The 23,436-nt window shown below is 52.4% G+C and carries 16 protein-coding genes; 5 read left to right on the forward strand and 11 right to left on the reverse strand.

The window, feature by feature from the left end; all coding sequences use genetic code 11:
- Positions 1–19: 19 nt before the first annotated feature.
- The 4 genes from HG66A1_RS10290 (at position 20) to HG66A1_RS10305 (ending at position 5,418) form a co-directional block, all read left to right on the forward strand.
- A complete protein-coding gene (locus tag HG66A1_RS10290; RefSeq protein ID WP_145183014.1) occupies positions 20–1,360 on the forward strand; it encodes a 3-deoxy-D-manno-octulosonic acid transferase in 1,341 nt (446 codons plus the stop codon).
- A 281-nt stretch (positions 1,361–1,641) separates the two neighbouring features.
- Positions 1,642–2,820: a methionine adenosyltransferase gene (gene metK / locus HG66A1_RS10295; protein WP_145183017.1), complete on the forward strand. Its 1,179-nt coding sequence runs from the start codon at positions 1,642–1,644 to the stop codon at positions 2,818–2,820.
- A gap of 62 nt (positions 2,821–2,882) precedes the next feature.
- Positions 2,883–3,800, forward strand: coding sequence for a hypothetical protein (locus HG66A1_RS10300; protein ID WP_145183020.1), 918 nt, complete (start codon positions 2,883–2,885; stop codon positions 3,798–3,800).
- Positions 3,801–4,278: 478 nt separating this feature from the next.
- Positions 4,279–5,418, forward strand: a complete 1,140-nt coding sequence (locus HG66A1_RS10305) for a 3-oxoacyl-ACP synthase III family protein (RefSeq protein ID WP_197997085.1) — start codon at positions 4,279–4,281, stop codon at positions 5,416–5,418.
- 69 nt (positions 5,419–5,487) lie between these two features.
- Here HG66A1_RS10305 and HG66A1_RS10310 read toward each other — a convergent pair whose 3' ends face one another.
- The 3 genes from HG66A1_RS10310 to HG66A1_RS10320 all read right to left on the reverse strand — a co-directional run bounded on the left by HG66A1_RS10310 (position 5,488) and on the right by HG66A1_RS10320 (position 11,355).
- Positions 5,488–6,765: a hypothetical protein gene (locus tag HG66A1_RS10310; RefSeq protein WP_145183023.1), complete on the reverse strand. Its 1,278-nt coding sequence runs from the start codon at positions 6,763–6,765 to the stop codon at positions 5,488–5,490.
- A gap of 154 nt (positions 6,766–6,919) precedes the next feature.
- The gene (locus HG66A1_RS10315; RefSeq protein ID WP_145183026.1) at positions 6,920–10,084 is read right to left on the reverse strand and encodes an efflux RND transporter permease subunit; all 3,165 of its coding nucleotides are present in this window, start codon (positions 10,082–10,084) and stop codon (positions 6,920–6,922) included.
- Positions 10,085–10,152: 68 nt separating this feature from the next.
- Positions 10,153–11,355, reverse strand: coding sequence for an efflux RND transporter periplasmic adaptor subunit (locus tag HG66A1_RS10320; RefSeq protein WP_145183029.1), 1,203 nt, complete (start codon positions 11,353–11,355; stop codon positions 10,153–10,155).
- A gap of 481 nt (positions 11,356–11,836) precedes the next feature.
- Here HG66A1_RS10320 and HG66A1_RS10325 point away from each other — a divergent pair, with 481 nt between their 5' ends.
- On the forward strand, positions 11,837–12,787 hold the full coding sequence (locus tag HG66A1_RS10325; protein ID WP_145039287.1) for a glucosamine-6-phosphate isomerase: 951 nt from the start codon (positions 11,837–11,839) through the stop codon (positions 12,785–12,787).
- 95 nt (positions 12,788–12,882) lie between these two features.
- Here the strand turns inward: HG66A1_RS10325 and HG66A1_RS10330 are convergent, their stop codons facing one another.
- The 8 genes from HG66A1_RS10330 to gmk all read right to left on the reverse strand — a co-directional run bounded on the left by HG66A1_RS10330 (position 12,883) and on the right by gmk (position 23,432).
- Complete coding sequence (locus HG66A1_RS10330) at positions 12,883–13,287, reverse strand: bifunctional nuclease family protein (protein WP_145039289.1); 405 nt, start codon at positions 13,285–13,287, stop codon at positions 12,883–12,885.
- A gap of 158 nt (positions 13,288–13,445) precedes the next feature.
- Positions 13,446–16,370: a valine--tRNA ligase gene (locus HG66A1_RS10335; RefSeq protein ID WP_145183032.1), complete on the reverse strand. Its 2,925-nt coding sequence runs from the start codon at positions 16,368–16,370 to the stop codon at positions 13,446–13,448.
- A 153-nt stretch (positions 16,371–16,523) separates the two neighbouring features.
- Complete coding sequence (gene cimA / locus HG66A1_RS10340) at positions 16,524–18,098, reverse strand: citramalate synthase (protein ID WP_145183035.1); 1,575 nt, start codon at positions 18,096–18,098, stop codon at positions 16,524–16,526.
- 444 nt (positions 18,099–18,542) lie between these two features.
- Positions 18,543–20,852: a DNA translocase FtsK gene (locus HG66A1_RS10345; protein WP_145183038.1), complete on the reverse strand. Its 2,310-nt coding sequence runs from the start codon at positions 20,850–20,852 to the stop codon at positions 18,543–18,545.
- A 450-nt stretch (positions 20,853–21,302) separates the two neighbouring features.
- Complete coding sequence (locus tag HG66A1_RS10350; protein ID WP_145183041.1) at positions 21,303–21,929, reverse strand: phosphopantothenoylcysteine decarboxylase; 627 nt, start codon at positions 21,927–21,929, stop codon at positions 21,303–21,305.
- A 49-nt stretch (positions 21,930–21,978) separates the two neighbouring features.
- The gene (coaBC, locus tag HG66A1_RS10355; protein WP_145183044.1) at positions 21,979–22,518 is read right to left on the reverse strand and encodes a bifunctional phosphopantothenoylcysteine decarboxylase/phosphopantothenate--cysteine ligase CoaBC; all 540 of its coding nucleotides are present in this window, start codon (positions 22,516–22,518) and stop codon (positions 21,979–21,981) included.
- Between the two features lie 37 nt (positions 22,519–22,555).
- Positions 22,556–22,834, reverse strand: coding sequence for a DNA-directed RNA polymerase subunit omega (locus HG66A1_RS10360; protein ID WP_145039302.1), 279 nt, complete (start codon positions 22,832–22,834; stop codon positions 22,556–22,558).
- A complete protein-coding gene (gene gmk / locus HG66A1_RS10365) occupies positions 22,818–23,432 on the reverse strand; it encodes a guanylate kinase (RefSeq protein ID WP_145039304.1) in 615 nt (204 codons plus the stop codon). The genes HG66A1_RS10360 and gmk overlap by 17 nt, the downstream gene beginning before the upstream one ends.
- Positions 23,433–23,436 lie beyond the last annotated feature (4 nt).

Here is a 23,436-nt window from a genome sequence, read left to right on the forward strand (position 1 = left end):
GTAAGGGGAATGGACTCCCGTGCGTTTGGTTTCGTATCTGTTGAACCTGGTTTACGGTCTGCTGCTGATCGCGGTCTCTCCCGTGTTGGCCTACCGTGCTCTGGTGTTGAAGAAATATCGCTCAGGCTGGAGCCAGAAGTTTCTCGGTAAGCTGCCCGAACGTGAAGGGGATCGTCCCTGTTTCTGGTTTCACGCGGTCAGTGTAGGCGAAGTGCTGCAGCTTCCACCGCTGCTGACAATTCTGAGTGAACAACATCCGGAACTGGAATTCGTGATCACGACGACTACCCACACTGGGTATGCGGTGGCCCAGGAAAAGTTTCCCGGCCATACGGTCTGCTATTTCCCGTTGGATTTCTCCTGGTCCGTAAAACGAGCCCTGCAGCGGATCCGTCCCTCGGCGGTGATTCTGGTCGAAATGGAACTCTGGCCGAACTTTGTTCTGGCAGCAGACCGGATGGGGATTCCTGTATCCATCATCAATGGTCGCTTGAGTGAAAAGAGTTTCCGCGGATACTGGCGGTTGCGAGCTCTGATCGGTCCACTACTGAATCGTCTGGAGCTCATGGCTGTACAGACTGAAGCTTACGCAGAGCGATTTTCGCGGCTGGCCGGAACGTCTGAGCGGATTCAGGTGACCGGGTCCATCAAGTTTGACGGAATTGAAGTGGAACGAGGTAATCAACTGACCCGGGAATTACGAGATACCTTTCAGTTGAAGCAGAGAGAAATGGTGCTGATCGCGGGCAGTACTCAGGATCCGGAGGAGAGAATTGCGCTGGATGTTTACCTTGAGCTTCGTCGGCAGTATCCAGATCTGCGTCTGATCCTCGTACCACGGCATCAGGAGCGTTTTGAGGAAGTGGCAGCACTGGTCAGAAGTTACGGGTTGCCTTTGATTTGTCGAAGTCAGCAGTCTGACGAGGAGCAGGGCCGGTTCATCCCCTTTTCGACCTCGGAAAGACCCCCGATCTGTCTGCTGGATACACTGGGAGAGTTAAAAGCCTGTTGGGGGCTGGCCGATTTCGCTTTTGTGGGAGGTAGCCTGACGAAGCGAGGAGGGCAGAATATGATTGAGCCTGCCGGGTACGGTGCGGCCTTGTTATTCGGTCCCAATACCTGGAATTTCAAGGATATCGTTGCTGCTCTATTGCAGCATCAGGCGGCAACGGTGGTTCGGAATCAGGCGGAACTCGAAGGACAGCTTTCGAACTGGTTCAGGAATCCTGAGGCTGCCCGGGAGCAGGGGGCCAGAGCGCAGGAGTTCGTCTTGAGTCAGCGGGGGGCCACACTGCGGACAGCAGAACTGTTAATGCGGTCACTGGATGAAGCGGCACGCTCTACCGGCAAGGCCGCTTGATTGAGAGGCTGCAGGCATTCTCTCTGGCATCGAAAAATCGGGGTACTCTTTTGAGAAACCTTGCGTAAATCACGGAGCGAGAGTGAAGAGACGCTTGTTGAGTGCACTGCAAATTTCTACAATTATGCACAGTCTCAGAAATACGTCAGCGCCCGCCGCTCGCGCTCAGCTGACGTGGGATGAAATCTCTTTACAGTGGCTCGAGAGATGCTTAGATCAGCCTCAGAGAGCTTGATCCATTTCCTGACCAGGTACAATGCAATTTAAGGGTGGAGTGACGCATGGCTAAATTTTCGTTCACAAGTGAATCTGTCAGTATGGGACATCCTGACAAAGTCTCTGACCAGGTTTCCGATGGCATTCTGGATGCACTGCTTGCTGAAGATCCTTACTCACGCGTCGCTTGTGAAACTCTGTGTACCACAGACTTCGTTCTGCTTGCCGGTGAAATCACCAGCAACGCCAACGTCGATTACGAGAAAATTGCCCGCGATGTCATTCGCGACATCGGTTACACCAGCGAAGACATCGGTTTCAACGCAGATACCTGCGAAGTGCTGGTGAAATTGCATCAGCAGAGTGCAGATATTGCCCAGGGCGTCGACGCCGAAGGGGCTGGCGACCAGGGGCTGATGTTCGGTTATGCCTGCAATCAGACGGAAGAGTACATGCCGGTACCAATTGCTCTGTCGCACCGCATTCTGAATAAACTGACTGAAATCCGTCAGAACGGCGAAGTGAACTGGCTGCTGCCGGACAGCAAAAGCCAGGTCACTGTCGAATACGAAGACGGCAAGCCTGTCGGTGTTTCCGCGGTTGTTGTTTCAACCCAGCACACTGATGATGTTACTCAGGCTGAGATTCGTGAATTTATCATCGAGAAGGTCATCAAGGATGTCATTCCTGCCGACTTTTTGAGTGATGATACCAAATATCATATCAATCCGACCGGGCGGTTTGTGATCGGCGGACCTCACGGTGACGCTGGTTTGACTGGACGTAAGATTATTGTCGATACCTACGGTGGCTGGGGCCGTCATGGCGGCGGTGCTTTCAGTGGCAAAGACTCTACCAAAGTAGACCGCTCCGCAGCATACATGGCTCGTTACATTGCCAAGAACATCGTTGCCTCAGGTCTGGCTACAGAGTGTGAAGTTCAGCTTTCCTATGCGATTGGTGTAGTCGAGCCGACCAGCGTGTTTGTGGACACCAAGGGCACTTCCGTTATTCCGGAAGAGAAGATTTCTGAACTGGTTCGTGAGCTGTTCCCACTGAATCCGCAGGGGATCATCGAACACCTGCAGCTGCGTCGTCCCATTTTCAGAAAGACTACCTGGGGCGGACATTTTGGTCGGAACGATCCCGATTTTACGTGGGAAGCAACCGACAAAGCTGCTGAACTGAGAGACGCTGCTGGCCTGGGAAATGAAGTTCCCGAGCCTCAATTTGCCATTTCCTGATATTCAGAGGATCATTGATTTTCTGAAATCAGCAACGCCGAGCCTTATGGAGAACGCTCGTCATGAATACTTCAAATCCGAGTATTACTCAGATCAGGGAACGATCCACAGGGGGGAAGTCATCTCAACAGAGGTGGCTTTTCCCTTTTTTGTTTCTCGGGGGAAATCTGCTGATTGCCGTCGGGCTGGTGGTGCTGCGCATCACTGGCTGGTTGCAGATCGAAGCGAGTTTTGTGCCTTTGCTGGTCACAGGCGGCCTGCTATCCGCTTCCGTTGCACTGGTGTTATTCAGTCTGCATCGGAAACGCCTCATTCTTCAGCTTGAGGATCGCAAGCACTTGCTCACGCTGGCACTGGTCTTACCTGTGTTGATCGGGATGCTGGCGGTGCACCCGTCTGCGGGACTGTCGTTGCCCGGCATATATTTCTTTTCGCTGACCTATTTCATGGCTTTCGCCGGCGTTCTGGAGTGGCTCAATCGAGAAGCAGTTCATTGGCAGGAGTCTGATCTACTTCCATTTCCAGAAGAAGAATCACCTGATGCAGATGTCGCTTTGCTGGAAAGCCCGGTGATGGAATCTGCAGGGGATAACGAAGCGTTGTTTGCAGCATTGCTGGAGCGGGGAGAGAGTGCAGGTGACCTCTCTGAAACGCGTTTAGATGGTGAAAACTGTTCCCAGTGGATGAATCGTTCAATTGATAAAGCAGGTGGGGAAACGGTTGAGGGAGGGATGCAGGTCCGTTTTGCGAGAAATCAGCGGTTGCAGGTGGTGCATGTGAGCCTGAATCCTCCTCTGGAAGGCGTATTATCGATCAGCTGTGAGGTGGAAAACGCAACAGGGACGCGAACCCGGGTTCTGGAAAAGCGAGCGTACGGGGTGAGCATTGAAGTCAAACGTACCTCGGATCTGGATGAGGAGTTTGAGGGCCTGCTGCACTATCAGATCACCGGTTGTACCGCCAGTGAAGATGTGGCCTGATTTCTGCCGAATTTCCCAGGTGCTGTCATGGCCAGCAGATACGTTCATCCGGCCAGAGAAATAAGAGCAAAATGTGGTAAAATAGGGGTTTATATTTATTTTCAGGGCACGGAATTTTGCCTATATTATAGCTTAGCTGGATTTTTCTAAATTTCGCTAGTTTCCAATTTTATGAATCGCTATACTTTGCGGTCAACGGTCAGCGATTGTGGTCTGCTATGTTGCTGACTATGAAGTGAGACAGGAGTTGTTGCCTGGCTTGCACCCAATCATGACAACTCATTGGTTACTTTGGCGTAAGCGTTTTGGTAATCAGTTAGTGCATCTGCATTTGTCTCAGAATCTGGTTTTCAATAGATTCTGTTCTAAATGGAAATTGTGCTGCATCACGACAGGACGCGTGTTGAATGGAGTTCGAACTCTGCCCGCGTTGCGAGTTTGACAGAGACTGAATAAGGATGTCAGGAACATGCACAAGATGTCTTTAAAAGTTCAAACAAAAAATCAGGTAAACTCAAACGATCTGGAATCAGTTCTAGACGCGTCCGGGTTATTAGACCAGCAGATAAGTCTGGCACCTGAGAATAAAAAAATAGAGAGCAAGCGTGGTCGCCAGGTGATTAGTCAACGAACTAATTCATTGTTGGGGGTCCAGATTGTTTCCAGTGGTTCTTACGTACCCGACAATGTGGTAACGAATCAGGACCTGCAGAAACGGTATGGTTTTGACCCGGAATGGATTGAACAGCGAACGGGAATTCTGGAGCGTCGACATGCTCCTGAGGGAATTGCAACCAGCGATCTCTGCTATGAAGCGGCACAAAAGGCAATTCGTGCTGCCCGCGTGAACCCGGAAGACATCGACCTGTTGATCGTGGGAACGTTTACTCCTGATTTTCAGTGTCCCTCCGTCGCCTGCCTGGTGCAGGACCGTCTCGGACTGGATGCACCTGCCATTGATCTGCAGGCTGCCTGTGCTGGATTCATGTATGCACTGGTGACTGCAGCTCAGTACGTCGCGACCGGTAACAGCAAACTGGCTCTGGTCATCGGTGGTGACTGCAACAGCCGGATTGTCAATCCGGAAGACCGCAGGGTCGCTCCTCTGTTCGGTGATGGTGCTGGAGCTGTGCTCCTGGCCAAAGGTGATCCGCATCAGGGTTTGACCTGTTATCAGACCGGATCAGATGGCAGTGGCTGTTCGCTGCTGGATCGTCCTGCAGGGGGAACCCGTAATCCAGCTACCGCGGAAGACATTCAGGAAGGACGGCATTTCCTGAATATGGACGGCCGGAGCGTCTTTAAATGGGCTGTTCGTACTGTTGCTGATTCCATCGATCTGATGCTGACTAAAACCGGTATGAGCGTGCACGATGTTGATCTGTTTTTAATGCATCAGGCCAACATCCGCATTATTGATTCCGCCTGCGATCAGCTGGGGATTCCCCGTGAAAAGGTCTACAATAACCTTGATCGCTATGGTAACACCTCCGGCGGTTCAATTCCCATTGTTCTGGATGAAGCCTTCAATGCGGGCCGCATTAACCGGGGAGATACAATTCTCCTGAGCGGTTTTGGTGCCGGCCTGGCCTGGGGAACTGGTCTGTTCCGCTGGTAACAGCCAGACCTTAAGTACTCTCAATTTTGCCCGCTGGCTTAATCAGCGTCACGCTTTGTTCAGGAATCCTTATTCTGACGGTGTCTGGTTTTCGTCAGTAGGAGACTCTTCGGGTTCCACAGGACGTTCAATGATGGGTTCGCCTGATTTCGCGACGCCAGCCAGTGGAAGCTCGTCTGTCTCTTCCTGGTCTTCATCTGCCACATAGACGTGATCCAGCGGCGTTCCATCGTCACACTTGCGGAGCAGGAAGTAGACGATGGTACTGGCAGACCAGAAGAAGCTGATAACGAAGCCTGAGAACAGCAGATTCAGGATAGAGCCCCAGCCAATGGATATCGTTGCAGCCAGAGTCGGCTGATCCTGCTGAAAGAGGTTTTGAGCCTGTTCGCTGCCCATGCCCCAGCTGACTCCCCAGAAAGCCAGGTACGACATCACCTGCAGCAGAACTGCAGCAAAAAACAGACAGACAGCCCCGTAACAAAGCACAACGACTGTCAGCCAGAGAAAATACCAGATCCGTCCAAACAGGTAGCTGAAGATCCGGCTCAGGCCATCGAAACCATCGCTGTCTTCCACGCTGATGGTAGTCATCATCAGCGGCCAGCCCGCCAGTGTCACCAGCAGGATGAGGGTCAGCACAAAGGCAAACAGGAAGGCAAGTCCCCAGAGGAGGCTTACGATCACTCCGCCGGCACCGGGGATGTTGCCAAACAGGCCGATCAGCAGGCAAAGCACCCAGAAAAAGCCCATTCCAGCGAAGGGGAGCAGGGGGGCGCTAACCAGTGACAAAATTCGTTTCAGTGAAAATCCCAACGCGGCCCGACAGCCGATATGGTCGTCCTGGGCAAACTGGATCGCTGCAATGCGGGTAATTGCCCCTCCAAAAACGGCCCAGATAATAACGGCCCATAAGAGCTGCGTCGTCGCATAGGCCAGGGCACTCCAACTGGCGCCTGTTTCAAACAGCGTCAGCACCGGTCTGGTAAAGAATCCCATCGGTTCCAGCAGAGTCGCAGGAGATAAGAGTTCTCCCGAGGGAGTAGTCGATAGTCCACTCAATCGCTCAGAGGTCAGAGATTCGGATACCACGCCTGATGAAGGAGGCGGAAACTGGATTGTGTGTTGAACCGCAATCACACCTGTTGACGCGGGTGCCTCTGGTGCGAATGGAAGTTTATTGAACAGGTAGTTTCCCAGCGAAAGCATCAGCAGGCCGGCGACTGCGAGCAGGATCTTCTGGAAATCAACCGCCAGTCGGAAGGTGCGAAACAGATGCAGCCAGGGAAACAGGATTTTATAAGGAATTGGTTGAGTGAGTGGTGATGTTTTTTGATTCATCTTCATTAGAATGACGATCCACAGGAGATGAGGCAGATGTTGATCTGGTTGCTGAGAGCAGATTGAGAACGGACGCTCTCGGCCCGACTGTTCAATTGAGGCGTATTATAGACAGTCAGGCAGAAATGATGCTATGTCAGACTGCGATCTAACGCATTTCTCAGACAGATTTTACCGTTTGACCGCTCAGTTTCGGTTCAGCAACAGGCTCGGTGGCTGGCCGCGCAGTTTGTTTCGCGTCCGGAGTGCAGGACTGGTAAATCAGCGGAATGGCCAGCAGGGTAATTAGAGTGCCTGCGAGCAAGCCTCCGACAACGACTCGTGCCATCGGGGCCTGCAGTTCGCCTCCCTCACCCCAGCCCAGTGAAATCGGGATCATGGCCAGCACGGTGGTCAGTGTGGTCATGAGAATCGGCCGGAAGCGGCGTGTCGCTGCCTGAAGAATCAGCTCAGATGTCGGTTTTTCAGGATGCCGGCGTTTCAACTGGTTAATGTAATCCACCAGAACGATCGCATTATTGACGACGATCCCCGAGAGAACGACGATGCCGATGAAGGATTGCACATTCAGAGTCGTTTCTGTGAAAACAAAAACCCAGATGACACCGATCATACCCAGTGGGACAGCGAACAGAATATAAAATGGATCACGGAGCGATTCGTACTGCGAAGCCATGATCATGTACATCAGGATAATCGCCAGGACAAACCCCTGTTGCAGGGCATCAAAGCTTTTCTGTTGTTCTTCCCAGTCCCCGGCGACACTGACTGAGAAACCAGATGGGATCTGAATCGCGTTCAGATTATCTTCCAGTTCCGGGACGATGCTGCCCAGGTCCCGTCCTTCGACGTCAGCAAAAATTCGCAACACCCGCTGCTGGTTGTGCCGTTCAATCACTACTGGTGCATCATCGGATTCAAATTTAAGAAGATTCTTGAGCGGAATTGTACGACCGTCAGCCGTCGTGACGCCGACCTGCTGGACGTCGCCGATCTGGTTGCGGTCTTCCTCGCGGAGTCGAACCATGACGGGGAATTCGTCCCCTTCTTCACGGTAGAGCGTAGCTTCCGTTCCGCGGATGGTGGTTTCCAGGGTCTGGGCGATGTCCTGCACGCTGATTTTTAACAGGCCTGCTTTTTCACGGTCAATCGAAGCAGTCAATTCGGGACGCTGATCTGAAATTTCTGCTTCGACATTGATCAATCCGGGAGTCGACTTCATGACGCCGACAACCTGCTCCACAATCTGTTGAGCCAGTTGCATGTTGTGACCGGCAACCTGTACGACCAGGTCGCCACCCCCTCTACGGCCAATCATACGCATGACCATCATTTCGGTTTGCGCTTTGACCTGCACTTTCATGCCGGGGATTGGACCGATGGCATCGTCGAGGGCTTTGCGGATTTCTTCGATCCCTCGTTTTCGCTCCGTTCTCGGAGAGAGTTTAATGCGGAGCGTGGTACGGTTCCAGCGGTCTGCGTCATCAGCGCTATCACCGATAAAGGATGCAATGGCAAGCGCTTCCGGGACCGATTCAATGGTTGCCTGTTCGAGAATCCGTGACTGTTGATCGAGTTTTTTCAGCTGGATTCCTGCCGCCATTGAGGAATAGACATTGATGGCTGCTTCATCCGTTTTGGGAAGAAACTCGGTTTTAATCCGCGGGATCAGGCCGAGTGTGGTTGTAAAGCAGAGCAGCAGTAGAAAGCCGATCAGAACTACATGTTTCAGGCTGAATTTTAATATCCGCTCATAGATCCGCTCCAGTAAGAGAAGCATGCGATGGTTCAGATTGTGGAACCCGTCTATCAGTGCAAACCAGGGGCGGGTCCAGCGGGAATGGGTTTTCGGGGTCTGATCCGGAATCCAGTAGGCGCTCATGACAGGAGTCAGAGTCAGGCTGGCAAACAGAGAGCAGATCAGTGAGAAACCGACAACCCATGCCAGTTGATGCAACAGAATCCCGGTGGTCCCCTGGATGAAGATCAAGGGCAGGAAGATGATCAGTGTGGTCATAGTGCTGGCGATAATCGCCCCCGAGACTTCCTCGGTACCTTCGATGGCGGCGGTTTTGGCATCCAGACCGTCTTCCCGTTTGCGGAAAATGCTTTCCAGCACCACGATGGAATTATCGACCAGCATGCCTACTCCGAGAGCCAGACCACCGAACGAAATAATATTCAGTGTGAAGCCCTGGAAGTAGATCAGAATGAAGGTGGCCAGAACCGAGAGGGGCATACAGACCCCAATCACCAGCATGCTGCGGAAACTGCGCAGGAAGAGAATCAGGACTATGAAGGCCAGTCCCATTCCATACAAGGCCGCCTGCTGGATGTTAGCGATTGACTGCCGGATGTATTCCGAGTTGTCGACCCGTATGCTCAGTTGAACGTCGGGCATCGATTTGTTGACGCGTTCGAGCTGTTTCTGTACCAGATCACTGACGCTGATTGTATTGGCACCAGATTGTTTATAAACGTAGAGCAGGATCCCCGGTTTGCCATTCATACGGGTGAGCTCGGTTCGCTCCTTTTCGCCATCAACGACATTGGCGATATCCCGGACATGCACTGTTGCTCCGGATTGTTCGCGGACAACCGTATTTTCGATCTGCTCCAGGCTGGTGAATTCGCCCTGGCTGCGGATGAGTAAATTCAGGTTACCTTCTTCGTAGTTTCCCGCTGGTTGATTAATGTTTTCCTGCTTCAGGGCGTTGACGACTTCATTCACACCCATGTTGAGTGATTCGAGCTTGCTGCGATCCAGATCAATCTGGATCTCGCGTTCAATGCCACCCCGCATTCGCAGGCGAGCCACACCTTCCAGCTGCTCGAACTGCGGAATGATCTGGTTTTCGGTCAGTTGTGAGAGGGTAATGGGGTCAAGTTCGCTGTTCAGGCCGAGGTAGATAATTGGTCGGTCAGCGACGTCAAAATGTCTGATGTAAGGATCCTCTGCCCCTTCCGGCAGTGAGTTGCGGAGCTTATTCAACGCGTCGCGGACTTCGTTGATTGCCAGGGTCAGATCGGTGCCCCACTGGAATTGCAGGCGAACCGTGCTGCTGCCCTCCATGCTGCTGCTGAGAATGTTCTCAATTCCGGAAACCGAGCTCAGGGTCTGTTCGATCGGTCGAGTAATCAGTGTTTCCGCTTCGTTGGGCCCCGCACCTTCATAGATGGTAATTACGCTGATGCTGGGGTTTTGAATGTCCGGCATCAGGTCGACCGCCAGCTGCGACAGCGAAACACACCCCAACATGACCAGCACGAGAGAGGCCATCAGGGTTGAGATCGGTCGGTGAACTGCCAGTCGAGTCAGGGACATAACGATGCTTTTCCGGATAGATCAGTTAAAAGCAGGAGGTCCTTCTCACATGCTGGCTGATAATAGGCTTACAGGTTCGTTTTCTCGGGCAGGGCAGGGGGGGCCTGAAGAATCTGATCCATGGGGACTTCGACTGGTGTCACCGTTTGACCTTCATCTACCAGGCGGTTTCCCAGAGTGATCACGAGGTCTTCTGCATTGATACCAGAAAGAATTTCCACCATTTCTCCATCATTGATACCGACTTCAATGTTGCGGCGATGGGTCATCGGGGGATTTCCTCCAATGATAAAGACTGCAGAACCCGGGCCATCCTTGCGGCGGGTCAGTGAGGCGATCGGCAGTACTTTGGTTTCCGGGCGATGTTCAAAGACAATCTGCACGCGGGCATGCATTCCCGGCTTCAAGGAGAAATCTGCATTGGGAATTTCGATGTGAACGGCTGCGGTTCTGGTCTGCGGATCCATTACAGGCGCTTTCCGTTTAACATGACCTGAAAAAGTCTGGTCGGGAAACGTATCGACGGTGATGGCCGCCTGCTGACCGATTTTCACATCCTCGTAGTCTTTCTCCACGATATGCACGACAGTGCGCACGTGATCCAGATTGACGATTTTCATCAGTGCGACATCCGGTTTGGCCAGGTCGCCAATATCGACCAGCCTTTCAGCAAGAAATCCACTGGTGGGAGCAATGATTTTGTTTTCCTGCAAACGCAGGCGACTTTGTTCCAGATCGGCTCCTGCCTGATCGACGCGTGCCTGTTCCAGTTCCGTTTGCGCTTCCTGAATTGCCAGGCTGGCCTGTGCTTCTTCCATCTGCTGACGGGTACTGACGCCTGACTTCTGCAGTACCAGCAGTCGGTCATAGGCCTTCTGGGCGAGTTCCTGAGAAGTAATTTGTGCTTTTAACTGTGCCTTGGCGACACTGAGAGCAGCTTCTGCCTTCGATACCAGTTCCCGGTTCTCTGAATCATTCAACTCCAGAATGACATCGCCTTCCATGATCCGGTCGCCGACGTCAAAGGGCATCGACTTGATGTAGCCACTATAGCGCGTCCGGACTTCTACCTGGGAACCTGCCTCCAGGTTACCGACGAGGTTAATCCGTTTTTCGAGGGTTTTGGTAGTAGAGCGGGTGACCTGAACTGCAATCGGTTCGGGGATGATGGTTTTGGTCGGGACCTGGACATCTTTGACGGATTTGTCATAGACCAGCCATCCGACAACCATGGCAATCGCTGTGCAGGCGGGCGCAATCAGAACTTTCATCTGTTATGTATCTCCGGTTGTGTGAACCGTAGCAGGAACAGACCTCAGGCACAGGATTACTCGTAGAGCGGATCTATGCTGAAACAGTTCCTGTTAATGACAGCAGAGCTTGAACTCTGTTGTGCTATCAGGCAGGTTAACGGTTATCGTTAAAAGACAATCTATGGGAGTGTTTTGGCCCTCGAGATTGTCTGGGAGGTAGTTTGCAGGCGGGATTGATTACTTGTAAAAGCAGTCAACTCTGCCTTCCTATTAGAACTATATCGGTCAGAGAATTCAAGATGTTTGTCGAACAGAAGTCCCTTGTTTAATTATTCTTCTGTTTATGAAATCAGGGACCGTTGGTTCCTGTTTTCCCGGTGTTTCTGTGTTAGAATCCACGCCAGCTGCCGAATTATGCAACAATCGTAAGAAATTAGCGATATTTGACAATTTAAACAGTTTCACAAATCTGTGAATATGCTTTGAGAAGGGGAATATTATGGATTTAATGAGTACGATTGCCGGTTCGATGATGGAAGGCTATTTTCCAGCCGGCTGGGATCTGACCAAAATTGATCAGTGCATGAGTGCCGATCCGACTACAATTACAGATCGTCAACCATGGTGGCACGAGAAGTTTGAGCCCGTCATGTGTGGCAGTGTTACTGATTTCGATACAATCATGGGGCATGAGATTGCTCTGACGATCAAACAGTCGCGTGATGCAGGCGAAAAGCTGGCATTGATTCTGCCCGTGGGACCGATGGGCATGTATCGTTGGGCTGTTTACTTCCTCAAAGAATGGGGCGTTTCCTGCGATCATGTTTACGGATTCAACATGGATGAATGGAGCGATGCTGAAGGAAATACACTTCCGCCAGATAATCCGGGTGCATTCCAGTATGCCATGAAAGAAGCCTTCTACGGTCCTTTAGGCGAACTGACTGTTCCGGAAAACCAGCGTCACTTCGCTACGCCAGATGTCCTGCCCACTTATGCGGAAAAAATTGGTGAGCTTAAAGCCGCCGGCGCAAAACTGGGTGTGATTTTCGGAATTGGTCGCGTCTGTCATATTGCATTCTGGGAACCTCACTTTGCGGGTGAGTTCAATTCAGAGGAAGAATGGAAAGCACAGACACACCGGATTGGTGCTAAACTGCATCCGCTGACCATTGAGCAGAATGCCGTAACCAGCTTCAAGAGCCGCACGACCCTGGTTCCTGCTTACGCCAATACCATTGGTCCGGGCTGCTTCCTCAACGCCGACAAGATCATCGGTGGTTGCGACGGAATCTTCTCGCGTGGGATGCAGTGGCAGGGCATGAGCGTCTGGATGACTCTGCGTCATGAACCGACCAGCTGGATTCCTTCGACGTACATGACAACTCAACCCGGTCGTCTGATCATTCTGGATGAACTGGCCGGTCCGCTGGTAGCAGAATGTAACTAAGGTCAAAGTTGACCCGTTATCAAGACCTGAAAATAGAGCAGGGGCCTCTCAGAATCAGTTCAGAGGGGCCCCTGTTTCGTTTGTGATGCTTGGTGTTATTTGGCGGTCTGTTCGAGCACCGATTCGTGAACGTAGATTGGCAGGTGAGGCTCGAAATGAATCGACAAAGCAATCGCATCACTGGGGCGACTGTCGATTTCAATCAACTCACCATCCTGTTCGACGCGGAGTACCGCATAGTAGGTATGATCTTCCAGGTGTGTGATCACGATGTCTTTCAGAGTACCGCCCAGTGATTCGATGGTGTTCTTGAGCAGATCATGCGTCAAAGGTCGCTGGGGCTTGAACTCATTATTGACACGACGCTCGATGGTTGTCGCCTCAAAAATACCGATCAGAATCGGAAAGACCCGGTCTCCCTCGACTTCACGCAGGTAGATCACCTGCTGGTCACCGATCTCGCTGATAATGATGCGAGATAACTCCATTTCAACTAGCAAGAGAACCTCCTGAGGTCAGCCCCGCGTCAGCAGAGAGGACCAGCAACCATAATAAGAATGAAATTAAGGAGCCGAATACCTGTTTTCAGTTTGTCCATTATACAACAGGAATGAACGGGGAAACAGAATCTCCCCGTATCTGTTCCTGAAATACAGGCTTACTGCTCGCTCAGTTGATTAATGGAGTCCTGGACACTCTGTAACTGTTTCTGCAGTCCGGCCAGCGTTTCTTTAACCCCTTCCACAACATCGGCAGGGGCGCGATCGACAAAGTTCTTGTTGGCCAGTTTCTTTTCGCTGCCTTCAATGTGCTTTTGCAGTTTTTCTGCTTCGGCTTGCAGTCGGGCGAGTTCCGCATCCAGATCGATAATGCCTTTCAAGGCAATGAAACCATCCACCTCATTGAGGGAGAATGTCGCTGAACCGCCCGGTCGCTGCACGTCGGCTCCTGCTGATTCCAGCAGTGTTTTCGCCAGGTTATCGAACTGGCTGGCTACGTTCTGCATGTCATCTGCAATCCCGGCTTCACAACGCAGGAAGAGTTTCAGAGGAGTGGCCGGGGAAATTTTGTAAACTGCCCGAATATTGCGGACCGCAACGATCATTTCCTGCAGACGCTCAAACCGTTTTTCCAGCTGAGAATCCTGCCAGCTCTGTGGTGGTTCGGGCCAGGCAGCTATCATGACGCTCTCGACAGCCGGTTCTGGTGTGAACAGTCCCCTCTCGGGAGCAATTTCATTCAGACGCTGCCAGAGCTCTTCTGTAACGAAGGGCACAAATGGCTGCAGGAGTCGCAGCAGATTGTCCAGTACACCCACCAGCACGCGTTGAGCGACCGGTTTGAGAGTTTCATCCCGCAGTCGCGGTTTGATCATTTCCAGGTACCAGTCACAGAATTCGTTCCAGGTGAAATCCCGAATGGCGCGCGTCGCGACATCGAACTGGTAGCGTCCCAGAACGGTCGTCACTTCTTCAGCCACGGTCGACAGTCGGCTCAGGATCCAGCGATCTTCCATCGTCAGGTCGTCTTCATCGACCACTCCGGGCGTATAGCCTTCCAGGTTCAGCATCGCGAACCGGCAGGCATTCCAGAGCTTGTTACAGAAGTTGCGGCCGTATTCAAAGCGTTCACTGACAATACGCGCCACTTTTTCGCCCGGATCGGGATCAAACCAGGGGCTCGTATACTGATACGACTTACCACTCTTGGGGAACTTGATTCGCGGCTTCTCGCCACCTGCGGGGATGGCGGTCTGGTGTTCCAGAGTTTGCGGTACCACTTCGCCGGTCTCCGGATCCTCATAACCGACGGGCAGACGGACGTCCTGTGTTTCCCCGGCGAAAGAGGAGATTGTAAACCGAACGGCATCGACGCCGTATTTGTCGATGAGATCCATCGGATCCACGCCGTTACCTTTGGATTTGGACATGGTCTGTCCGAAACCATCGAGAATTTTTGGATGGATGCAGACGTGCTTGAATGGGATATCGCCCATGTTATACAGGCCGGTGAGTACCATGCGTGCTACCCAGAGCGTGATGATATCGCGGCTGGTAACCAGTACGCTGCCCGGATAGAAGTAATCGAGGTCAGGATTTTTTTCGGGCCAGCCCAGGGTTGCGTGTGGCCAGAGGGCACTGCTGAACCAGGTATCCAGTACGTCATCGTCCTGTGTCAGCTGATGGGCAGCACCCAGTTCGTCACCATTCAGATCAGTTTCAGAGCAGATCAGCCAGCAGGTATCTTCATCATCCCGGCGGAAGCTGACATCATAACGATCGCCGAAGGCCTGGTTCAGCTCTTCTTCCGTGCATGTTTCACAGTACCAGATCGGGATGCGATGTCCCCACCAGAGCTGGCGACTGATACACCAGTCCCGTTTTTCTTTCAGCCAGTCGAGATACGTTTTGGAATAGCGACTGGGGAAGAAGCGGACGCGTCCATCGTCGACTGCATCAATGGCGGACTGGGCCAGTGTATCCATTTTTACGAACCACTGATCGGAGAGGTACGGTTCAATTGGAGTCTTGGAACGATCGCTGTGCTTGACTGGAATCTTACGGTCTTCAACTTCAATGAAGAAGCCCTGCTGGTCCATGTCTTCAACAACTTTTTTACGGACCTCATAGCGATCCAGGCCCTCGTATTCACCGGCGGCTTCGTTCATTGTGCCGTCAGGATTGAGGATGTTGATCTGTTCCAGATCGTTCCGCAGACCGCAGGCATAGTCGTTCGGGTCGTGAGCCGGTGTGACTTTTACGGCACCGGTCCCCAGATCTTTATCTGCCAGAAGTGCATCGGCGATGATGGGGATTTCACGTCCGTTCAGAGGGATGCGGACTTTCTTTCCAACCAGGTGCGTATATCGTTCATCGGAGGGATGCACGCAGACCGCCGTGTCTCCCAGCATGGTTTCAGGACGTGTGGTGGAGAACGAAATCCGTTCGTCGCTGTCTACCACCGGGTATTGAAAGGTCCAGAATTTCCCGTCGATGTCTTCGGAAAAGACTTCGTCATCTGCTACTGCTGTTTGCAGGAAAGGGTCCCAGTTCACGAGCCGCTTGCCGCGATAAATCAGCCCATCCGAAAAGAGCTTCAGAAATGTGCGTCTGACAGCTTTGGAACACATTTCATCCAGTGTGAAGCGGGTGCGTTCCCAGTCGCAGCTGGCACCCAGTTTGCGCAGCTGATTCAGGATCCGCTTTTCGTACTGGTCTTTCCATTTCCAGATCCGTTCGATGAGAGCGTCTCGGCCGATGTCATGGCGGGTCAGGTTTTCCTCTTCCTTCATCCGGCGTTCGACCACTGCCTGGGTGGCGATGCCGGCATGGTCGGTTCCGGGCATCCAGAGTGCCTCGTAGCCCTGCATCCGCCGCCAGCGGGTGATCAGGTCCTGTAGCGTACCGTTGAGCGCGTGTCCCATGTGCAGAGCCCCGGTCACGTTCGGCAGGGGAATCATAATGGTATGCTGCTCTTTTTCCGGGTTGGGCTCGGCATGGAAATAGCCTTTTTCCTCCCAGAAGGGGTACCATTTCTGTTGTGCACTCTCAGGATTGTAATGTTTCTCAAGCGATTCGGTCATGGGATCCGGTTGGGCTTATGATTAAGGATAGATGCGAAAAAGAGAGACGGCATGGAAGACAGCAGGTCACAACGTCCACCAAGCCAGTTTCCACCGTCTGGTATAGCAAAAAACGGCTTGACTGGCATTGGTGACGGTCGAGGATTCCGCGTTCTAATCCAAAAAAGTTCCTTCGTCTTTGTAGAGCTTGTATTCGAAACTGTCAGCCAGCGCGAGCCAGCTCGCCTCGATTACATTCTCACTGACGCCGATACTGCTCCAGACATGCTGATCGTCTCGACTCTCGATGACCACACGCACACTGGCGGCAGTTCCTTCAGCTGAGTTGATGACGCGGACCTTGTAGTCGACCAGATGCATTTTCTCCAGGGCAGGGTAGAAGGGGCAGAGGGCCTTCCGCAAGGCGGTATCCAGTGCGTTCACGGGACCATCGCCTTCGCCGACCACATGCTCCTGCTGATCGTTGACAGTCAACTTGATGGTCGCTTCGGTCAGCGGTTCGTGGGAGTTGTCTGATTCGACGTTTACGCGGTAGTGGACCTTTTCAAAGTGTGGTTTAAAAGTACCGGCGACCTTCTTGACCAGCAGGTCAAACGAGGCTTCCGCTGCTTCAAACTGATACCCTTCGTTTTCCAGGTCCTGGACTTTTTCCAGGATCCGGGTGAGCAGTTCCGGATCGTTGTCGAGTTGGAACTTGGTGGTCTTGGCCACGATGTTCGAACGCCCTGAAAGCTCACTGACGAGTACCTTCCGCTCATTCCCGACAACCTCTGGCTCGATATGCTCATAGCTGCGGGCGAGCCGATTTACGGCGTGTACGTGCATGCCACCTTTGTGGGCAAAAGCACTGCTGCCGACAAAAGGCTGGCTCGAGCGAAAGTTCATATTGGCCAGCTCGTAGACATAGCGGGACAGCTCGGTCAGATTATGCAGGTTGTTATCCAGCAGAACCGAGTAGCCCTCTTTCTTGGTTACCAGGTTGGCAATCACGCTGATCAGATCCGCATTGCCACAACGTTCGCCCAGGCCGTTGATTGTTCCCTGAACCTGCACAACGCCGTGTTCGATGGCGGCCAGTGAATTGGCAACAGCCAGATCGCAGTCGTTATGACAGTGGATGCCCAGCGGTACATCGATTTCTGAGCGGACAAGGTCGACATATTTGGTGATGACTTCCGGTAGACTGCCGCCATTGGTGTCACAAGGGATGATCACATCAGCGCCGGCATCTGCGGCTGCCTTGATTGTTTTCAAGGCGTATCCGGGATTGGCACGAAAACCATCGAAGAAATGCTCTGCGTCATACATGACTTCCCGTCCGCAGGATTTGATGAATCCCACAGAGTCAGAGATCATCGCCAGGTTCTCTTCGAGAGAGACCCGGAGCACTTCGGTAACGTGCAGGTCCCAGGTTTTGCCTACGATGGTAACCACGGGGGCCTGGGAGTCGCGCAGGGCCTGCATGCCGACATCGTCTTTGGCTTCAATTTCCTTGCGGCGGGTCATGCCGAACGCCGTCACTTTGGCGTGCTTGAGGTCCATTTCCGCAACCCGCTGGAAATATTCGGTATCCTTGGGGTTGGAGAGGGGGTAGCCCCCTTCGATGTAGTCGAAGCCCATTTCGTCGAGCTTTGCGGTAATCTGCAGCTTATCCTCCAATGAGAAGTTCACGCCTTCTCCCTGGCTGCCATCCCGCAAAGTGGTATCGTACATCTGAATTCGGGCCATCGTAGGGGCTTTCTTTCTGTTGAAATGAAAAAACGTCGCTGGACTCACTCGGGGAGGCACGCGGTTGCGAGGAGCTGTCACCGTACCGGAAAAAAGTTCGAACTACTGTTCTGTTACTCTCTTCTGGCGATTGTATGACAGTCCTTGATGCCTCCTCGTGAATCCAATAAAAAAACCTCAGGTTGTGACCTGAGGTTATGAAAATCTGTTAAATTGGTAATGATCCTCAAGTCATAGGGAGTCTGTAATCTCACAAATAATAATAATGCTGCTAATGCAGACAATTTTGGAGACAGACAACATGGACAAAAAGACCTTCCAATTGGGTAAACAGTACTGAATTTACAGTTTCTCTGCGAAGATCATAAGCAGCGGGAGAGCAGGAGTCAAACGAAATCCTGGTTTCAGTCCTGTTTTCAGATCAGCTGCAGAAGAGGGCAGGGCTTAGACGAATTCTTCTTCGTATTCTTCTTCGCCGTAGCCATCGTCGAAATCACTGGATTTCATGGCTTCCCACTCATCGATTGTGTACAGGACTTCACGTGCCTGGGAGCCGTTATACTCACCCACGATTCCGTCTTCTGCCATGTAGTCGATCAGGCGGGCACCCCGACCATAGCCGACTCCCAGAGCCCGCTGCAGCAGAGAAACCGAACCACGACCTTCGCGGATGACGACTTCGACTGCTTCGTTGTAGAGGCTGTCTTCCTTGCGGTCCGAATCGCCGCCACCGTTCTTCTTGGAGTTGGCAGAGGTGATCTGAGCCAGTTCGGGGCTGTATTCGGGTTCCATATCGCTGAAGAAGTCGATCACGCGTTCGATTTCTTCATCGCTGACGTAGGCTCCCTGAGCACGGGTCAGTTTACTGGTTCCCGGAGCCAGATAGAGCATGTCCCCGTTTCCGAGCAGGGCATCGGCACCGTTTTCATCCAGAACCACGCGGCTGTCACCACGGCTGGCTACCTGGAATGAAACGCGGGCAGGCAGGTTGGATTTGATCAGACCGGTGATGACGTCAACCGTTGGTTTCTGTGTGGCGAGAACCAGGTGAATTCCGACCGCACGCGATTTCTGAGCCAGACGGATAATGTGTGCTTCCACATCTTTGCCAGAAGTCATCATCATGTCGGCAATTTCATCTGCCACAATCACGATCGACGGCATTTTTTCGGGCATCTGCTGGGCTTCTTCTGAATCGGGATCGATGTCAGCCAGTTCCAGTACTCTTGCCTTACCGAGCTTGTTGAAGCTTTCGATGTTCCGGGAGCCACAACGGGCGAGCAGATCATAACGCTCTTCCATTTTGTCGACGGCCCAGGCCAGAACGGCTTCTGCTTTTTTCATATCAGTGATGACCGGATGCATCAGGTGAGGAATCCGTTTATAACCGCTGAGTTCCACCATTTTGGGGTCGATCATCAGCATTTTGACTTCGTTGGGAGTCCGTGTCATCAGCAGTGAGAGAATCAATGTGTTAAGGCAGACACTCTTACCAGTACCGGTTCGTCCTGCAATCAGCAGGTGAGGCAACTTGGCGAGGTCTGCGGTAAGTGGACGACCGCTGACGTCTTTACCCATGAAGAGCGGAATCCGGTTTTTGTCTGCATCATCCGCACAGGATTCAATAAGTTCACGCAGACGCACCATGACCTGTTTGTCATTCGGAACTTCCACACCAACGGTATTTTTACCGGGAATTGAAGGCACAACCCGCACGGAAGGTACACGCAGGGCGACAGCCAGATCGTTGGCCAGTGCGGTGACTTTGGCAACTCGCAAACCAGGTTTCAGATCCAGTTCGAACAGAGTGAGTACCGGTCCGGTATCGATTTCAGAGACCTGGATATCGAGTCCGAAGTCAGCGAAGGTATTTTCCAGAATCTCGGCTGCTTCTTCTGCTTTTTTAGCCAGCAGTTCGAAAGGAAAGTTCTCTGCTTCTTCCAGCAGATCTAACCCGGGCAGCTCATACGAGCTGTTTTTTTTTTGCTCGATCGGTTGCGTCTGACGGGTCAGTCGCAGGCCGGCAGGTGGATTGACTTTGATCGGCTTCCGCTTTTTCAGTTTCTTAGCTTTAGGAGCTGGTGCTGGTTCCTCTTCTTCCTCATACTCTTCTTCGTCTTCTGCGACGATTTCCTCTTCCTCTTCGTATTCTTCCTCTTCTTCTTCAGCTACTTCGGCGTTTTCATCGACTTCAGATGATTCGCGGCTGAAAGCTTTGAAAGGGAATGCCAGGCAGGCAAACAGGATACGAACGGGAAGTGTGTCGGCGGTCAGTAACAGACCGGCTGCGAACATGGATGCGAGCAGGATTAAAGAACCCGCGAGAGAGAATTTGGCATTCAGAAGTGAATAGCCGAGTGCGCCGATATAACCACCACTGCCAATGAGAGGCGTAGCGTTATTTGTTCCAAGCAGGATCTGGCTACCAATACAGAGTGAAACGAGAATCAGAGCCAGACCGAACAGTTCGACCATAACTCCCGATGTCTCCTGGCGGGAGAACATTCGCATATCAACGACGACCAGAGCCAGAAAGATTCCCCAGGCACCAAGACCGAAGCCAGAGCGGAGCAGATGGGCGATATGTGCTCCCGTGGCACCACATAGATTTTGTGCAACTTCACGGACAGGGTAGACCAGTTGCGCAGGGGGATCAGCGGGATCGTAACTGAACAGGCTCAGTCCGAGAAAGACTGTTGCCGCCAGTAACCCCAGCGCTATCAGATCTGTTTTGAACCGTTGAACGTCGATCATTCTGATCAACCCGCAATTCTATGTTGAAAACTTCAGTAGGGTGTTCCAAAAGGGAATCAACGGCGCGCAAAGTGAGCGCCAGAATTATCAGTCGTTTCTTTTTGTAGTGGGGAGAATTCAGGAGAAGAAAAAATGATTCCCGTCTGCGATTAAACCCAAGAACATCAACAGACGGGAACATTTTCACGACTAGTGTCTCAATGAGAGGATCACTGAGACGTACCAAACACAAATATTGGATTCTGCTATAAGTTGATTTCCTTAACTACTCAAACCTAGCACACGAACCGGGGGCGTGTCGGAAAAAGTCAACAAAGAGTCGATTCTTTTCATCATCCGTACTGCAGCCTGTTCGGGTTAGTGCAGTCAGCGGAAGTGGTGGAGTCACCCTGAACCGGTTGTGACAGTTTTACCGGTTATGCGTTTGAGAAGGGGTTAGGGAGACGAGAATCAGCCTCGCGCGATGTGTGCCTGGATCCAGGCGATAAGTTCGCGGGCGACCCTCGCTTTGGGGCCGGAATAGGTGGCGACGGTCTCCTGGCTTTGATCGATGACTTCCACAAAGTTGTCTGTAGAGCCGATTGCGCTCACGCCGTTCAGGACGATCGCATCACATTTCTTGCTGTAGAGTTTACGGACCGCGTTGAATCGGGCGTCCTGTGATTCCAGGGCAAAGCCCATCACCCAGCGATCTCCTTTTTGAGTCCCCAGTTCAGCAAGAACATCAATGGTTTCTACCAGTTCCAGCGTGATTGCTTCTCCGGTTTTGGCGATTTTTCCGGGTTTGCGGGCTTTGATACGATAGTCGCAGACCGCGGCGGTGCCGATCACACCATCACAGTCTTTGAAGAGTTGTTCGCACTGGGAGTACATCTCATCGGTTGTCTCGACCTGATACAGCTCACAGCCTTCGGGTGCGGGGATGGTGACCGGTCCTGAAACCAGGGCGACTTCATGACCTGCCTCCAAGGCAGCCCGGGCCAGTTCGTATCCCATCTGTCCGCTGCTGGCATTCGAAAGATAGCGGACGTCGTCCAGATATTCGCGAGTAGGACCTGCTGTGATGAGAATTCGCATGGAGATGGTTCGTATTCAGGGAGCTGCAGCCTGGCCTGGCTGACCAAACTCAGCCGAGTATTTCCTCTATCTGTTTTAAGATATCCGCGGGCTCTGCCATGCGTCCTTTGCCGACGATCCCACAACTCAGCCAGCCTTCGCCGGGGTCGACAATCTGGATTCCGTCTTCTCGGAGCTGGGCTAAATTCCGTTGTACGGAAGGCTTGGCCCACATATCGGCATTCATCGCGGGGGCCAGCAGAATGGGGGCAGTGCAGGTGAGGGTCAAAGTGGAGAGCAGATCGTCGGCGAAACCATGCGCAATTTGTGCGATGACATTGGCAGTCGCAGGGGCGATTACAAACAGTTCGGCCCGTCGGGCCAGACCGATGTGCTCGCCCTGAAAATGCTCCTGAGGCGTAAAGCTGCCCTGGTAAACAGGGCGTCCTGTGAGTGCTTCAAACGTGGTGGGACCAATAAACTTCTGGGCCGCCTGTGTCATGACAACACTGACGGCGGCCCCTTTCTGGACCAGTTTACTGGTGAGATCGGCCGTTTTGTAAGCGGCGATCCCTCCCGAGACACCAATAAGAATTTCCCGCCCCTGCATGATTAGAATCCTGTCAGGAATCGTTCTGGTCTAAGAATTAGACCAGATCTTCGAGAGTCGGGCCAGCGTCGTCGTACTCGAGTTCTTCGAGTGGGCTGCCATCATCGTTGATAGCGACTTCGCCTGACTGGTCGAGGTAGATTTTATCTTCCATGATTTCTTTAACCACGATTTCCATGTGGTTCTTGGTCTGCATTTCCACCAGGGGACGTGCACCCCGATTGAGGGCTACAATCCGTTTTTGAATCAATGAAGACAGTTTGAAACGACCGCCGACTTTGTTGACGATTTCTTCTTCTTTAAATTCTTCCAGCATTAAGTTCTTGCTCCCGTTGTTTCAGGATGGTGCCGATTTCAGCAACGGCTCGATCCAGTTCGTCATTGATAATGACATGATTATAGTGTTCGGCCAGTTCGAGTTCCTTGCGGATGGTCTCCAGCCGTTTTTCGATGACTTCTTCCGACTCGGTGCCTCGACTCCGGATGCGTTTTTCGTATTCTTCATCGGAGGAGGTTCTGACAAAGAGTGTGATCGTCTGCGGAAACTGCTCTTTAAGCTTCAGTGTGCCCTGAACATCGATTTCCAGAAAAGGCCAGCCCCCTTCCTGTTCGGCGCGAGCTACCTCTGATTTTAACGTTCCGTACCAGTATCCCAACCCATGTACCTGCTCACATTCGAGGAATTCGTCATTTTTCTGACGTTCTTCGAACTCTTCCTGAGTCAGGAAATAGTAGTCTTCGCCGTCAACTTCCCCTTTGCGGCGGGGGCGGGTCGTGGCGGAGATTGCCTTGATCAGTTTGACTGGAGACTCCTGCATCAACCGGTTCACGATCGTGGTTTTGCCACTGGCTGTGGGGCCGGAAAGGACCACGATCGGTGTATCTGGATGAAGATTGTCAGAGGATGCGGACACGTCT

The sequence above is a fragment of the Gimesia chilikensis genome (assembly GCF_007744075.1).
GTDB classification, from domain to species: domain Bacteria; phylum Planctomycetota; class Planctomycetia; order Planctomycetales; family Planctomycetaceae; genus Gimesia; species Gimesia chilikensis_A.

Coding starts and splice junctions, on each gene's coding strand:
- metK (WP_145183017.1), top strand. CDS start 1,642: ATGGCTAAATTTTCGTTCACAAGTGAATCTGTCAGTATGGGACATCCT.
- HG66A1_RS10300 (WP_145183020.1), top strand. CDS start 2,883: ATGAATACTTCAAATCCGAGTATTACTCAGATCAGGGAACGATCCACA.
- HG66A1_RS10305 (WP_197997085.1), top strand. CDS start 4,279: ATGTCTTTAAAAGTTCAAACAAAAAATCAGGTAAACTCAAACGATCTG.
- HG66A1_RS10310 (WP_145183023.1), bottom strand. CDS start 6,765: ATGAAGATGAATCAAAAAACATCACCACTCACTCAACCAATTCCTTAT.
- HG66A1_RS10315 (WP_145183026.1), bottom strand. CDS start 10,084: ATGTCCCTGACTCGACTGGCAGTTCACCGACCGATCTCAACCCTGATG.
- HG66A1_RS10320 (WP_145183029.1), bottom strand. CDS start 11,355: ATGAAAGTTCTGATTGCGCCCGCCTGCACAGCGATTGCCATGGTTGTC.
- HG66A1_RS10325 (WP_145039287.1), top strand. CDS start 11,837: ATGGATTTAATGAGTACGATTGCCGGTTCGATGATGGAAGGCTATTTT.
- HG66A1_RS10335 (WP_145183032.1), bottom strand. CDS start 16,370: ATGACCGAATCGCTTGAGAAACATTACAATCCTGAGAGTGCACAACAG.
- cimA (WP_145183035.1), bottom strand. CDS start 18,098: ATGGCCCGAATTCAGATGTACGATACCACTTTGCGGGATGGCAGCCAG.
- HG66A1_RS10345 (WP_145183038.1), bottom strand. CDS start 20,852: ATGATCGACGTTCAACGGTTCAAAACAGATCTGATAGCGCTGGGGTTA.
- HG66A1_RS10350 (WP_145183041.1), bottom strand. CDS start 21,929: ATGCGAATTCTCATCACAGCAGGTCCTACTCGCGAATATCTGGACGAC.
- coaBC (WP_145183044.1), bottom strand. CDS start 22,518: ATGCAGGGGCGGGAAATTCTTATTGGTGTCTCGGGAGGGATCGCCGCT.
- HG66A1_RS10360 (WP_145039302.1), bottom strand. CDS start 22,834: ATGCTGGAAGAATTTAAAGAAGAAGAAATCGTCAACAAAGTCGGCGGT.